At 38.9% G+C, this 14,795-nt stretch carries 13 protein-coding genes; 8 read left to right on the top strand and 5 right to left on the bottom strand.

The features are described from left to right. Positions 1 to 10 precede the first annotated feature (10 nt). From BCL90_RS22605 to BCL90_RS22580, 5 genes are all read left to right on the top strand, one after another. Positions 11 to 2,428, top strand: a complete 2,418-nt coding sequence (locus BCL90_RS22605) for a TonB-dependent receptor (RefSeq protein WP_121287524.1) — start codon at positions 11 to 13, stop codon at positions 2,426 to 2,428. Positions 2,429 to 2,494: 66 nt separating this feature from the next. Next, complete coding sequence (locus tag BCL90_RS22600; RefSeq protein ID WP_121287522.1) at positions 2,495 to 3,205, top strand: DUF4198 domain-containing protein; 711 nt, start codon at positions 2,495 to 2,497, stop codon at positions 3,203 to 3,205. A 72-nt stretch (positions 3,206 to 3,277) separates the two neighbouring features. Then, positions 3,278 to 4,483 (top strand): PepSY-associated TM helix domain-containing protein, encoded by a 1,206-nt coding sequence (locus BCL90_RS22595; protein ID WP_121287520.1) that lies wholly within the window; start codon positions 3,278 to 3,280, stop codon positions 4,481 to 4,483. 23 nt (positions 4,484 to 4,506) lie between these two features. Then, positions 4,507 to 5,445 (top strand): DUF6607 family protein, encoded by a 939-nt coding sequence (locus tag BCL90_RS22590; RefSeq protein ID WP_121287518.1) that lies wholly within the window; start codon positions 4,507 to 4,509, stop codon positions 5,443 to 5,445. Between the two features lie 566 nt (positions 5,446 to 6,011). Beyond that, positions 6,012 to 7,151: a M28 family metallopeptidase gene (locus BCL90_RS22580; RefSeq protein WP_121287514.1), complete on the top strand. Its 1,140-nt coding sequence runs from the start codon at positions 6,012 to 6,014 to the stop codon at positions 7,149 to 7,151. Positions 7,152 to 7,241: 90 nt separating this feature from the next. Here the strand turns inward: BCL90_RS22580 and BCL90_RS22575 are convergent, their stop codons facing one another. The 3 genes from BCL90_RS22575 to BCL90_RS22565 form a co-directional block, all read right to left on the bottom strand. Beyond that, positions 7,242 to 7,982 (bottom strand): class I SAM-dependent methyltransferase, encoded by a 741-nt coding sequence (locus tag BCL90_RS22575; RefSeq protein WP_317126843.1) that lies wholly within the window; start codon positions 7,980 to 7,982, stop codon positions 7,242 to 7,244. Positions 7,983 to 8,205: 223 nt separating this feature from the next. Further along, positions 8,206 to 9,621, bottom strand: coding sequence for an MBL fold metallo-hydrolase RNA specificity domain-containing protein (locus BCL90_RS22570; protein ID WP_121287510.1), 1,416 nt, complete (start codon positions 9,619 to 9,621; stop codon positions 8,206 to 8,208). Positions 9,622 to 9,684: 63 nt separating this feature from the next. Next, a complete protein-coding gene (locus BCL90_RS22565; RefSeq protein WP_121287508.1) occupies positions 9,685 to 9,912 on the bottom strand; it encodes a YtxH domain-containing protein in 228 nt (75 codons plus the stop codon). A gap of 79 nt (positions 9,913 to 9,991) precedes the next feature. Here BCL90_RS22565 and BCL90_RS22560 point away from each other — a divergent pair, with 79 nt between their 5' ends. Continuing rightward, positions 9,992 to 10,636, top strand: a complete 645-nt coding sequence (locus tag BCL90_RS22560; RefSeq protein ID WP_166792247.1) for an HAD family hydrolase — start codon at positions 9,992 to 9,994, stop codon at positions 10,634 to 10,636. 260 nt (positions 10,637 to 10,896) lie between these two features. Here the strand turns inward: BCL90_RS22560 and BCL90_RS22555 are convergent, their stop codons facing one another. Further along, positions 10,897 to 12,546, bottom strand: coding sequence for a DUF6600 domain-containing protein (locus BCL90_RS22555; protein ID WP_121287504.1), 1,650 nt, complete (start codon positions 12,544 to 12,546; stop codon positions 10,897 to 10,899). 278 nt (positions 12,547 to 12,824) lie between these two features. On the opposite strand from BCL90_RS22555, the gene BCL90_RS22550 reads away from it, so the two are divergent. Then, positions 12,825 to 13,526 (top strand): SAM-dependent methyltransferase, encoded by a 702-nt coding sequence (locus BCL90_RS22550; RefSeq protein WP_121287502.1) that lies wholly within the window; start codon positions 12,825 to 12,827, stop codon positions 13,524 to 13,526. A 256-nt stretch (positions 13,527 to 13,782) separates the two neighbouring features. Continuing rightward, positions 13,783 to 13,962, top strand: a complete 180-nt coding sequence (locus BCL90_RS22545) for a hypothetical protein (RefSeq protein ID WP_090765130.1) — start codon at positions 13,783 to 13,785, stop codon at positions 13,960 to 13,962. A gap of 270 nt (positions 13,963 to 14,232) precedes the next feature. Here BCL90_RS22545 and BCL90_RS22540 read toward each other — a convergent pair whose 3' ends face one another. Continuing rightward, positions 14,233 to 14,550 (bottom strand): hypothetical protein, encoded by a 318-nt coding sequence (locus BCL90_RS22540; RefSeq protein WP_121287499.1) that lies wholly within the window; start codon positions 14,548 to 14,550, stop codon positions 14,233 to 14,235. Positions 14,551 to 14,795: the final 245 nt, after the last annotated feature.

Below are 14,795 nucleotides of genomic sequence, written 5' to 3'. Positions count from 1 at the left end.
AAATTAAAAAATGAATAAAATTAAACCTATTGGCTTAACGTTCTTACTCTCTCTCTTTAGCTTATTTTCATTTGCACAACAATTTGGAACAATAAAGGGAAAGGTTACCACTTCTAACGGAAAACCAGCGGCCTATATTTCAATTGGATTAAAGGGCAAGGGTCAAGGCACTACATCAGATGATAATGGTTTATATACCATTCACCGTGTTAAAGCCGGTACTTATACAATTAAAGCTTCTGCAGTTGGTATCGATGCCTCAGAAAAAAGCGTTACAATCGCTGCAGGAGAAACAAAAGTTATCGATTTCGTTTTGAAAGAAAATGATCAGGCGCTGGAGGAAATTACAATAGCAGGTATTAATCAAAAATACAAAGTGAGTTTACCTTCTGCTACACTTAGGTTAAACGAGCCATTACTGGAGGCACCACAAAACATTCAGATCGTAAGTAATCAAATCCTTAAAGACCAGCAGATTATTAGCATGAGTGATGGATTGATTAGAAATGTAAGTGGTGCAGTTCGCCTTGAACACTGGGGAGATATGTACACCAATATTTTAATGCGCGGATCGCAAATTCAGGCCATGCGTAATGGTTTTAATGTAGTTTCTTCTTCCTGGGGACCGCTGACGGAAGACATGAGTTTTGTTGACCATATTGAGTTTGTTAAAGGTCCTGCCGGATTTATGCTGGGCAATGGCGATCCAAGCGGAATGTATAATGTGGTAACCAAAAAGCCTACTGGTTTAAACCAGGGAGAGGTTTCGTTTACTGCCGGAAGCTTCGATTTATACCGTACAACAATTGATCTTGACCATAAGCTAACAGCAGATGGCAAATTCTTATTCCGGCTAAATGCTGCTGCACAAAATAAGGCATCCTTCAGGCCATACGAAAAAAATGACCGTTACAGTTTTGCACCTGTACTGAGCTATCAGATCACGCCAAGCACTAAACTAACAGCAGAATATACTTTGCAAAATGCAAAAATGACTGAAGTGGGTTCTTATTACATTTTTAATACCGCCGGGTATGCCAGCTTACCAAGAGAATTTACCTTAACGCAACCTGGGGTACAACCTACCCGAATCAACGATCATAGTATAACATTGAACCTAACACAACAACTAGGTCAAAATTGGAAATTAACTGCTCAGACAGCTTATTATAAATATTTACAAAATGGCTCAAGCTCATGGCCATCGGCGGTATATCCAAATGGCACCATCATTCGTAATGTTGGGATATGGGATGCTGAAAGCAGCATGAAATTAGCACAGTTGTTTGTGAACGGAACGGTTAAAACCGGCGGTATTACACACCGGATTTTAGCTGGTTTTGATGGGGGTAAGAAAAATTATATAGCCGATTGGGGTCAATCTCACGATTTAGACCTGGCCAGTTCTCCATTTAATGTATATAACCCTGATTATGGCTTTCCATCAAACGGGTATCCAAATTTCGACCGTGTTACTCCTTTAGAAGAAAGGGCAATTGCAGCAGGCGGTTTAATGGATCAAAAATACCTGAGTGGTTATGTGCAGGATGAATTAGGATTTTTCGATAACATTCTTCGTTTAACCCTTGCAGGCCGTTATACCTATGTTAACCAATCGGCATACGGAAGCCCGGCAGATAAAGCAAAGCATGTTACCCCAAGGGTAGGTTTAAGTGTATCAGTTGATAAAAACACCTCTGTTTACGCGGTTTATGACGAAGCCTTTACTCCACAAACCGGCTTTTTCCGCGATGGTGGTACCGCAAAACCCATTACCGGTAACAATAAAGAATTTGGCATCAAAAAAGACTGGTTTGATGGCCGTTGGAACACCACCCTATCCCTTTACAGGATTACCAAACAAAACGAGATTACCGGGGATCCTACCAATAAGGCAGGAGAAACTTTTAGCATCGTAATTGGCGAAAAAAGAGCACAGGGCGTAGAGTTTGATGTTCGTGGCGAATTGGCCAAAGGATTAAACTTAATTGCAAACTATGCCTATACCGATGCGAAAGTAACAAAGGTAGCAGATGGAGTTGAAGGCGTTTTTGTTGGTCAGGTGGTACCGGGTTTTTCAAAACATACCACTAACGCATGGTTAACCTACTCATTACAGAACGGAGTGCTTAAAGGATTCGGCATCTCAGGAGGCTTTACCTATCTTGTCGACAGGGCTGTTGGCACCTACAGTGGAGAAAATGCAAATGAAAATCTTCCCGACTATTTTAAACTTGATGGAGGTTTATTCTGGTCGAATAAAAAAATAAAAGTCACGGCAAATGCATTTAACATTTTGGATAAGTATTTATACAGCGGAGCGTATTATACCAACTATTGGAACGCCCCAACTTACAACCAACCGGTTTACTCATGGCAGGCCGAAGCACCAAGAAACTACAGAGTAAGCGTAGCCTATAAATTTTAAATTAAATTAATCAGGAGAAGCTGGATCAGATCAATTTCTCCTGGTTTTAAAACCCAACCAGAAAACATGAAAACTAAAATCTCATTACTATTTTTATTTCTAGCCCTTAGCATTTCGAGTGCATTTGCACATGCTTTATGGATAGAAACAGCTTCAACAGGCAAAAAAGGGAAAGCACAGGAAGTGAAAGTTTTCTTCGGAGAATACGAAAGCAACGAACCTGATTCTGCCGCAAAATGGTTTAGCAACTTAAAAGAATTTAAACTGGCTCTAACTGCTCCAAACGGAACAACGAAAGTTTTAGCTACTGCTGCCGATGTAAGTTTCTTTAAAGCAAGCTTCACTCCAGATCAGGAAGGCACTTATAAACTTTCTGTGGTTCATGAAGTTGCTGACATTTATGAGAAAGCTAAAATTGAATATTATGCTTTTGCAGATGTTGCCGTAGGAAACGCAAAAATTAACACCGCTTTCCCAGCTACCGCAGCACTAACCATCAGACCAGATAAACATTCTTTAAGTGTAGGCGAAACATCAATTCATCAGGTAATTTACAACAAAACACCTTTTGCAAAGCAGAAGTTAACGGTTGTAAATGCTGAAAGAAAAGCACAGCCTACCGAAACCGATGCAGAAGGAAAATTCACTTTCAAGCCAGAACAAAAAGGAAACTATTTCCTGGAAGCCTTTACAGAAGATAAAACACCTGGAAAATTAAATGGAAAAGATTACGACAAAGTTTGGCATTTAGTGACTTATACTACTGAGGTTAAGTAGTCGTAAATTTTACAAAATTTAAAGCCAATTCGTCTCGAAAAAGCCTAATTGGTTCTTTTATTCAGCTTGCTAATGACACTAACAAAAACATCAATAAAATCAAAGAACAAAAAATCGCGACTACGACGGATTAGTGACTGGCTGCACCTGTGGTTAGGTATCGTATCGGGCCTGATCGTATTGATGTTGGGCATTACCGGATGTATATATGTTTTTCAAAAGGAAATTACTGAGTTGATTCACCGCAAAGCATATTTTGTTGATGTGCCATCAAACCTTAAAACCTTGCCATTAAGTTTGCTGAAAACCAATGCTGAAAAAGCATTGGGAAATAAAAAGAAAATTGATTTTATTTCTACTTATAAAGCGCCGGAGAGGGCATGGGAATTTGGCACTTATAAAGCTGGTAATCCTAAAGCCTTCTGGTACTTCGATTCAGTTGATTATTACGATCTGGTACTGGTAAATCCTTACACAGGAAAAGTAACACTGGTGGCCGATCATAAATATGATTTTTTTGCAGTGGTTAAAATGATTCATTGGAGTTTGCTGATCAATCATCCCATTGGTCAACAGGTTATCGGTTGGTCTACTTTTATTTTTGTGTTCCTGCTCATTTCAGGTATGGTAATGTGGTGGCCTAAAAATCTCAAGAAATCAAACTTTGATAAGAGTTTTAAAGTAAAATGGAAAGCCAAATTTAAACGTATTAATTACGACATGCACAATGTACTGGGTTTTTATGTCATGATTATATGCCTGATGCTGGCTTTAACGGGCTTGGTGTGGGCTTTTCAATGGTTTCAGGGAGCAGTTTATGTTGTCGCATCAGGAACCACTACCCCACCAAAAGTGGTAGAAATAAAATCTGACTCAACAAAAACCAGTAATGCCGTTCCATTCAATATTGCCTTTGATCAGGCCAAAAAGATTTTTAAAAACGAAGATCGTATTGGTATGTCACCAGCGGGAGGCGGGACAGCAACTATTTATGCCACAGGTTACCGTGGTGAAGAAACTTACTGGAATTATGATATTTTACAGTTCGATCAGTACTCGGGCAAATTATTACATAGAACAAACCAATCAGAAAAAAACGGAGGTGAAACTGTAATTGGCATGAACTACGATATCCACGTTGGAGCTATTTTAGGCCTTCCCGGAAAAATAATGGCATTTTTCGCCAGTCTTATTGCAGCAAGTTTACCTATAACCGGATTTATTATCTGGTGGGGAAAAGGAAAAAAGAAAAAAAATCCCGCAATGGCGGAAAAATAAGTACATCCTAATTAATAATAAACATGAAATTTTTAAATCTATTTTTAGTCTTAAGCGGTTTAATTACCCTTAATGCTAATGCGCAAACAAAAGTTGACTCGCCGGAAGAAAAGCTAGAGAAGGATCGGAAAGCAATAAAATCTTTAGCCGGTTTTTATGAGGTGAATTTCAATTATGGCGAAGTAACCGCACCTGATCCAAATTACAAATTCAGCAAACCTTACGAAAGCCATGGCAACGAATGGGCCGAAATTATTGTTGATGAGCCTAAAAGAATTGTGATACAACACATGCTGGCCATTAACGATACTACGGTTATTAAACACTGGCGTCAGGACTGGACTTATGAAGACACCAACATTATGCTTTATACAGAAGGTAATGCATGGAAAAAAGGCAATTTAACACCAGCAGATGTAAAAGGCAAATGGACCCAAAAAGTGTATCAGGTTGATGATAGTCCACGTTACCAGGGTTACGGTACCTGGAGCCATGTTGGCGGTCACGATTCCTGGTCTAGCGAAACCGATTCTCCACTTCCGAGAAGAGAATCTACTGTACGTAAAGATTACAATGTATTAAACCGCGGCAGCAGAATAACCATTACTAAAGATGGTTGGATGTTTGAGCAGGACAATAAAAAAATTGTGCGCTCTGCCAGTGGCGATAAACTTTTAGCCGTTGAAAAAGGTTATGAGGAATTTACGAAAATAGACCCTAAAACTTTTGCCAATGCACAAAAATGGTGGGACAGCCAAAAATCTTACTGGGCTGATGTACGTGGCGTTTGGACAGATATCATCGGATCTCAAAACACCTTCAAAGTACAAACCATGGCCAATGGCAAGTTGCTTTACGAAACACTTTTTAGCTTGGGCGATCAATCTATTAAAGAAAAATGGTCAGCAAACCAGAACAAAGAAAAAATTAAAACCGCTTTACAGCCTTATTTGGTAAAGTAAAGCAGTCAAATTATAACGAATGGTTGATGGTTGATGGTTAACGGCAATGGTCTGTTAACTGTCAACCATTTTATGTTTAACCATGCCTTATCACTTGGGTGTGTAGGTAATATTAATATGAAAATCAAAGTCTGGCACACTTCGGTTGCTAAAGTCCTGCTATCGCTGCAAGTCCTCACGTGCCTCGTTCCGGGCTTTACGCTTGATCAGGTTTATTAACTTAGGTCTAGTAATTCTTGGTGCTAAACACACCATGTTAGTCGAGCTTTATAAGCATGTTTTACCTATCATAAAGCCAGAAGGCTTGTAAAAATCTCAATTATGCTCTATATTTAGCAAATATCTAATGTTAATCTCATGAACTTTTTTAAAAACTATTTTCTGGCTGCTGGTATTGTTTGGACACTATGTGCATTGTCAATTCTATTTTTAAATTTTAACTTCCAGGCAAAGGAAATTACCATAACACTTATTATTCCGCTTTCATATGCTATTTTCAGGTTGTTTGATCAACCAAAACAATTACCCAAAACAGAGTAATACCCCAATACGATTCAATATTTGATATGAGATTTTTCTTCTTAATTGTATTTTTTCTATTTTTAAAGTACAGTTTCGCTCAAGATTCTACCTATACCAGAAATGTAGTAAATACCCTTACCTCAAAAGAATTATGGGGTAGAGGTTATACCAAAGATGGGATGAAAAAAGCAGCAGAATATCTTGCGGTAGAATATCAAAAAATTGGTCTGCTGCCAATGGGTAATTCTTATCCGCAGCCTTTTAATTTCCCTGTAAACACCTTCCCGGGAAAAATGATGGTAGCCATCAATGGACAAAAACTTGTTCCGGGTAAAGATTTCATTGTAAATAATGAGAGTCCGGGTATTAAACAAACGACACGTTTAACTCCGATTGATAGTCTTAATTACCAGGCTACACCTTCATTAAATGTTTCACTAAAAGATAAATTAACCTGGTCAGTAGCTACTGAAGTTGGAGAAGTAACCACCATCCAGCTAAATAAAAAGAATTTTACCGCAATACCAAAAAAAATCAGTGTTGATATTGAAAACAAATTCATTCCTAACTTTGAGGCGGCAAACGTTTGCGGTTTAGTAAAGGGCACTAAATTTCCCGATTCCATTTTAATCATTACCGCACATTACGACCATCTGGGTGGTATGGGGGCTGATACCTTTTTCCCTGGAGCAAATGATAACGCGGCTGGCGTGGCTACCCTATTAAGTTTAGCCAAATATTATGCTGCCCATCCTCAACCCTACTCCATTGGTTTCATCTGTTTTGCAGCTGAAGAAGCCGGATTATTAGGATCAAGATATTTTGTAGAGAACCCTTTGGTTCCTTTAAGTAATATAAAATTCCTCCTTAACCTCGATCTGGTTGGAACTGGCGAAGCCGGGATGACCGTGGTTAATGCATCTGTTTACCCTAAAGCATTTGCTATGCTCAACGCCATTAACAATAAAAATCTGTATATCTCAAAAATAAACCCGAGAGGTAAAGCAGCCAACAGTGATCATTATTTCTTTACTGAAAAAGGTGTTCCAGCATTTTTCATTTATACCCAGGGTGGCCCCTCTGCCTACCACGATGTATTCGATAAACCTGAAACATTACCCCTTACCAAGTACAAAGATCTGTTCAAATTAATTGTTGGCTTTAATCAAAAACTGATGGAATAGCTGCCCTTTATGACTAGTCCATGTAATTTCTCTTTTAGTATCTGCAGAAGCCTAAAGCATTTTTAACACCTAAAGAATTAGTTTTTTTGATTATGCCTTTAAAGTTAGCTTTACCAAATACTGATCTTCTCCATCATCAAAAATCATTTCTGTGTCCCATCCTGTTTCTTTAGCGGTACGTTTGATAGTTTCCTCATCTATATAAATCCAGTTGAACCAATTCCCTTTTTCTCCCTTATATTCATACTGGTAAGATACTTCACCATAGTATTGGTTTTGCGGCTTGGGCATATCTTCATATAAATAAGCAATATCAGAAGAATCGAAAATTACCTGCCCTTCAGGATTGATCAGGTCTTTTAACTTGATCAGAAAATCTTTAAAACCGGGCAAATTTCCTGTTAAACCGATACCGTTCATCAGCATAATAATGGTATCGAATTTCTCCTCATAGGTAAAAACATCCTGTACGAATGCTTTTTTCACACCACGGTCTTTCATAATGTTCACTGCTGCTTCAGAAATATCAATAGCCGTAACATCAATATTAAATGCTTGTAGAAGCAATGCATGACTACCTACACCAGCACCAATATCCAACACCTTGCCACTACATAAATGCAAAGCCTGAAGTTCTAAAACAGGCATATCTTCATCATCACGAAAGAAAAATTCTAATGGCATTTCTTCTGGCTCACCATACGAATTGTGCAGCCAAAGAGTTTCTGCCTCTCCCGTTCTATAAATATCTGTTAGCGCTTTACCAAAAACATCCATGGGGCAAAGATAGGGAAAATGGAAGAGGTATGAGGTAAGATGGAAAATGGCCATGCTGTGCATTGTGCTGGTCGGGATTTGTAATCCCGACTAAGAGAATCAAACAACGGTCTGGATTATAAATCCAGACCAACGCTTAATCGTTACGCTGCTGGTCGGGATTTGCAATCCCGTCTAAAAGAGCTAAGGATTTGTAATCCTAATAAAATCAAACTGAAATGGAGGATAAGGGTATGGGTCTCAAATCCAGACCAACGCTTAATTCTTAAAAATAAAGCTAAAAAAATATAGTTACTCCAAACTCAAACACTTGATGGTATTCTGGTATGGCTACATGTTTAAAACCATTATCTTTTAACCTCGTGGCAAAATGCTGTTGCACCTCATACTCCCCATGAACCAGAAACAATTGTTTCACTTTCGCCGGATCCTGGCAAGATAAAAACTGTAATAAATCCTCATAATCGCCATGTGCACTCATCGATTTTATCAATTGTACTTCAGCTTTAACATCATATTCATCACGGAAAATTTCAACAACTTTTTGTCCGGCAATTAACCTGCCACCGAGTGAATTTGGCTCACAATAACCCACCATTAAAATCGTATTTTTCTGGTTACTAATATTGTTTCTGATGTGGTGCTTTACCCGACCAGCCTCCGCCATACCCGATGCCGAAATAATTACAGATGGCCTTGGATCTTCATTTAAAGCTTTCGATTCCTCCACACTCTCAATAAAGCGCAAGCCCTTAAATCCAAACACATCATGGTCTATTTTTAAGGTTTCTTTAACCCCATTATTATACACTTCTGGGTGATTCTTAAGAATTTCGGTTGCTTTTGATGATAACGGACTATCTACATAGTAAGGAACATCAGGTAATTTACCTTTTAGTTCCAATCCGTTTAAAGCATAAAGCAGTTCCTGTGTACGGCCAACAGCAAAAGCCGGAATAATTACTTTACCTTTTTTTACTTTGCAGGTATTATTAATGATTTCCAAAAGCAGATCTTCGATCGGATCGAGATCTTTATGTAGCGAATCGCCGTAGGTTGACTCCATTAAGATGTAATCGGCCTGGTCAAACTGCTGGGGACTTTTTAAAAGCAGGTCACCATAACGACCAACATCGCCAGAGAAAGTAATCCGGGTTGGTTTTCCCTCTTCCGTAATGGTAAGGTGTACTGCAGCACTGCCCAAAATATGACCAGCATCTGTAAATTTCAAGCGTATTTCCTGTTCAATTTCAAAATCTTCTTCATACTCCACAATCTTCATCAGACTAAGTGTTTTGATAACATCTTCTTCTGTATAAAGTGCTTCTTCCATTTCTTCGCCGTTGCGGAGGTGGCGGTTTGCATATTCAGCGTCCTGCATCTGGATTTTGGCAGAATCCATCATTAAAATGCGGGCAAGATCCATAGTGGCCGGGGTACAGAAAATCTTACCTTCAAAACCTTCGGCAATCAATTTGGGTAATAAACCGCAATGATCAATATGGGCGTGTGATAAAACGAGATAAGTAACTTTTTTGGCATCGAAACCAAAGTAATCGTTTAATTTATCGGTAACATGACCCATTCCCTGGAATAAGCCACAATCTAATAATATCCGGGTACCGTTTTTTAAGGTAATAAGGTGCTTACTCCCCGTAACCGTACGGGCGGCACCATGAAAAGCAATGTTCATCAAGATGTTGGTTAGAAAATATATAGAATAAAAATGCCGGATATTTCCGGCACTTCCAATTCGTTATGCATTTATTTCTGCTACTTTATCTTTAACCTTATCTGCAACGCTTGTGGCTTTATCTGCCAAACCTGCTAATTTATCTTTAGAAGCATCTAAAAGATCAGCAAAAAAATCTGATACTTTACTTTTCAGATCGCTGGTCGAATCTGACGATAATGCCAATGCGATGGTTGCTCCTAATGCTGCTCCGGCTAATACGCCTACTATAATTTTTGTCTCTTTTTTCATGATCTTAGTGATTTACTTATTAAACATATTTAACCCACAGGTGTTTTTATTTTTTTCATCTTACAAAAACCAATCCACAATGAAGCGAATATTTTTTATAGACCTGGACAATACCATTTATTTTACCAAAGCGAACGAAGAACAGTTGATGGGCGAATTATACCGTTTCTTGGAAAGTATGGATTTAGGAATCAGCAAAGAAGATTTTCAACTTGCCAAGCAGGAAATGTTAAAAACGCCTTTTCTGAAAGTGGCTAAAAAATACGGTTTTAAAGAAGAAGTAATGCCTGACGTGATTTCTTATCTCCAAAACAGAGAAGTAACCAAGCCTTTAAAGCCGAGCGACGATTATCACCACATCAAAAGTTTAATCGGACGGAAATTTATTGTAACGGCCGGTTTTCCAAAACAACAGCTTTCAAAAGTAAAGATGCTGGGCATCGCAGATGATTTTGAAGAAGTGCATGTAGTTGATGTTTCTATAGCTAACAAGAAAAAAACTTTTGAAAAATTGATCGATCAGCATCACCTTGACAAAAATGACATTTTAATTATTGGCGATGATGCCGAATCGGAAATTAAATTCGGACTGGAACTGGGAATAACTACTTTTTTACTCGATCCTGAAAACCTGCACCCAAATGCCGAAAGCACTTTTAGGGGGAATGATTTGAGTAATTTGCATATAGCAGCGGGGCAAGCTTCGTTACGTCCTGTCGAGTGAAGTGCAACGTAGCCGAGAAATCTAAATATCGAAGCTAACTTATATAAATCCCTCATTAAGCTGTATTCTAAGGATGACGATTGCACTTAAAAAGCTTAAATGTTCTAAGGTGACTCAGGTGGTCAACATTAAAATGAAATAGTTAAAAACCAGATATTACTAAACAGTTTCCCCAATTGTTATGACCACCTTAGGCACCTAAGCACACTTTATAAAAGTTCATCAATAAAAAAGTCCCGATTTTCATCGGGACTTTCCATTTATCCTCTGCCACCTCTTGATGGTCTTCCACTTTCACCACCACCTCTTTGTTGTGGTGGAGCTTCTCTTCTTTGTTCTTGTCTTTGTTGCTGCTGCTGAGCTCTTTGTTGTTGAGCCTGAGCATCACGTTGTGCACGCTCTTGTTGCGCTTGCTGGGCACGTTGCTGTTGAGCCTGTGCATCGCGTTGTGCTCTTTCTTGTTGTTGCTGCTGGGCTTGTTGCACACGCTGCTGTTGCATTTGCTCATTACGCTGTTGCTGAGCTTGAGCATCGCGTTGAGTCCTTTCTTGCTGTTGCTGCTGGGCTTGTTGCACACGCTGCTGTTGCATTTGCTCGTTACGTTGCTGTTGAGCCTGTGCATCGCGTTGGGTTCTTTCCTGCTGTTGCTGCTGCACTTGTTGCGCACGTTGCTGTTGCATCTGTTCATTACGTTGTGCTCTTTGTTGATCCATTTGAGCGCGTTGCTGATCATTCTGGACTGGCTGTTGTGGCTGCATATTACGTTGGTTACGTTGTTGATCTGTGCTCATGCGATCTTGATTACGCTGTTGTCTGATCTGATCTAAACGTTGTTGATCCTGGCCACGATTTGCATTTTCCTGCCTGTTCCCGTTATCAATTCCGTTAGTGCCACCACGACTAATACGTCCGTTTGCATCCCTGTTATAAGCCTCGCCCCTGTTATTTGGCTGATTGTTATTATTTCTATCTGGTTGTGTAGAAGTACGATTATCTCTAGATCCAAAACGGTTGTCGTTATTGCCTGGATTACCGCCTCTTTGATCGCGATTGGTATACCCTTCGTTTCTTCCGCCTCTGCTAATACCAGCATTACCTTGTTCAAATCTTCTTGGTGCAGCATTACGATTATCTACCGCATTACGTTCAGGTCTTGGTCTGTAAATAGAAACCTCTCTACCACCAACCCTGCTTGCGCCCGGTCTTGAACTTTGTGCATAACGGTAAACTGTTACATCTCTATTGGTTGCACGTCTGATATCTTCAACCCTTGGACCGCCATAATAAGTTCTTCTATTATATACATAAGTATTATTGATGATTGTGGTGTTGCGGATGTATACATTATTGCGACCGTAATCATATCTTGGGAAAGTATTGATATAAATATTACGTTGTGGAATAAAGTTCCAGCAAAATTCCGGTACCGCATAACGGCGGCCAAAGCTTAAATTAATACTGATACTTGGTGCCATAGGCGCCCATCCGTAATAACCATCACCACTTCTCCAATCTACCCAGGCTGGTCCCCAATTGGTATCAGGTAACCAGATCCACTGCCTGTAACTGTTAATTACCCAACGGCCATAGTGGAAAGGTGCCCAGCCCCAATCGTAATTAGAAACCCAGGTATTGCCATATTCTGTCATTGCCCAACGCCCGTTTGTGTAATATGGGCGAAATTCGTTTTGATCTACATCTGGTCGCCAAACATAACCATATTGTGGATCCTGAATCCAGGTACCATAGGGCGAAAGTTCGTCGTAAAAAGTCTGTAAAGAGATGTTGCCAGTACTGTAACCATCATTCTGGTAATCGTTTTGATAGTCTTGTGCCCTGACAAGGGTTGTGGTTCCGGCAAGGAGCGCAAAGAGCCCCAGCACAAGTGCCGTAGATTTCAGTGTTTTCATTTGTGTGTTTATTTTAATAACCTAATGTGTGTGTATCAATTAGAGAACCAAAATTAAAGAAGGTTTAATATGCAAGCATAGTTTTAGCGTTTTCCTTCAAATATTGCGTTGCAGGGCATATTTAACTAATATTTAACGTTTTAAGTGAAGTTTAATTGTGCAGAAAATTAGTCAGTTAGAAATAAAATTTGCTACACCTTTGCTTACAAAAGAGATTATATTGCTAATACAGCAAACTTTAGAACTTAAATTCTATTTATTGTGAGTATTTTTGTAGCATGCAAAAAGGCACTTTATACCTTATTCCCGTACCATTGGCTGAAGAGGTAGCACACAAAACGTTTACTCCTTATTTGGTTGATACCATTAACCAGATTGATACCTACATTGTCGAAAACAGTAAAACAGCCCGTAAGTTTTTAAAGGAGGCTGGACTAAAAACCCCTCAAAAAGATCTGATCGTACACGATTACGGTAAACATAACCGCACCGATTTAGGTCAGTTTTTTGCGGAGCTTAATGCGGGTAAAGATGTAGGTTTGATGAGCGAAGCGGGGTGCCCTGGCATTGCCGATCCAGGAGCCGATATTGTTGCCGAAGCACATAAACGCGGTATTAAAGTGGTACCATTAGTAGGGCCTAGCTCGATTTTACTGGCCTTAATGGCATCGGGTTTTAACGGACAAAGTTTCGCCTTTTGGGGTTATTTGCCAATCGATAAAGAGCAGCGCACCAAAAGGATTAAAGATTTAGATTTATCGGCCAGCCGCTACAAACAAACACAGATATTCATCGAAACACCTTTCCGCAATAACCAGCTTTTTGAAGAAGTGCTGAAAAGTTGCAAGCCCAATACACAGGTATGTGTAGCCAGCAACCTTACTGCAACAGATGAATTTATTAAAACCCAAAGTGTTTACAACTGGCGAAAAGAGGAAATAGACCTGCATAAACAGCCAACTATATTTTTATTGTACTAAGTTGTTCATTCATTCAGTAGCCATTGGTTCATTGGTGATTGACATTGGTCACATATGCCTTTCAAATCGTCGTCATCTCGACTGAAGCGTAGCGAAATGGAGAGATCTATTCTTCTTAGATTTCTCAGCTGAAATGCATTCTGTTCGAAATGACTACTAATCGAAGTACAATAACTCAAAAAAATCAAAACATATCCCGCACCAGATTGGTTGTTAATGTAGCGTTCTGTAATATTATTCACTAAATTTTATAATTATGAAAAATACGGGCACACCAAAAAACAACCCCACAGTTCAGGGCAGTTCAATAGCAGATCGGGCAAATCATGATGTTAAAACCGATAAAAAAATCCAGGGCATTACCAACGGTGGCGGACAACGATCTGATCAGACTTCGAACAAGGACAATCAGCGGAAATACGATAATAAGAAATAATGAAAAAAGGTGATGGTCTTTCAAGATCATCACCTTTTTTGTTAATCATAAATCCCTAATCCACAAGAGAAGTTTCTTCCTTTGTTTCTGCGAATAATTGTTCCTATATCTTATCTTTTCTGTTTTAGTTAACAAACTAAACACAGCTCACTGACAATGTTATGGTAGCGTAAAAACTTAGCTGAAAATATTATTCACTAGCTAAATTTCCTGCAATTGAAGATATATTCTTTAAAAGAATACGCTAATCTACTTTGCACAATACCAATCTTATCTAATCACCCTGTCAGGAGAAAAGGCAATAAAATATTCAGACCCGGTTTGGATACTAACATTAAGATTGGGCACATTAATTTTGGGCTGCTCTTTAAGCTGCGATAATACACTGGCTGTAAAATCATGTATCTTTTTCGAATCTACATGAACAGAAACTGTAGGAAAGAAATCATGCTCGATTGCGGCCTTTCCCTGCTCACTTACCTGGCTAAATATCCACGATTCTGAAGCCCGAAAACCATTTTCGTTGTTAGCATTATTTAAATGATATAAAAACACTTTCGCCTGTAAGGCTATACTCTCATTTTGCATACTATAAAATTTGGGCCTTCTTGGCCATAATTTGGTAAGGTAAGAAGAATAAACTGGTAGTACCCTTTTTTAATTGGTGAGCAATATGGAATTAACTATTTTTTTCTTCAAAACTCTTATTTAAATCAAGAAACAACACATAAAATAGACTGTTTGTGTAAATTTTTAAATACAAATACAACTTTAAAACATTACAAAGCATATTGATTAAGTCTTGGTGTAAAATTATCCGACAGGTAAAAAAT

This window comes from Pedobacter alluvionis (assembly GCF_003664035.1).
In the GTDB taxonomy this organism is placed as follows: Bacteria; Bacteroidota; Bacteroidia; order Sphingobacteriales; family Sphingobacteriaceae; genus Pedobacter; species Pedobacter alluvionis.
This window is presented reverse-complemented; position numbering and strand designations above follow the sequence as displayed.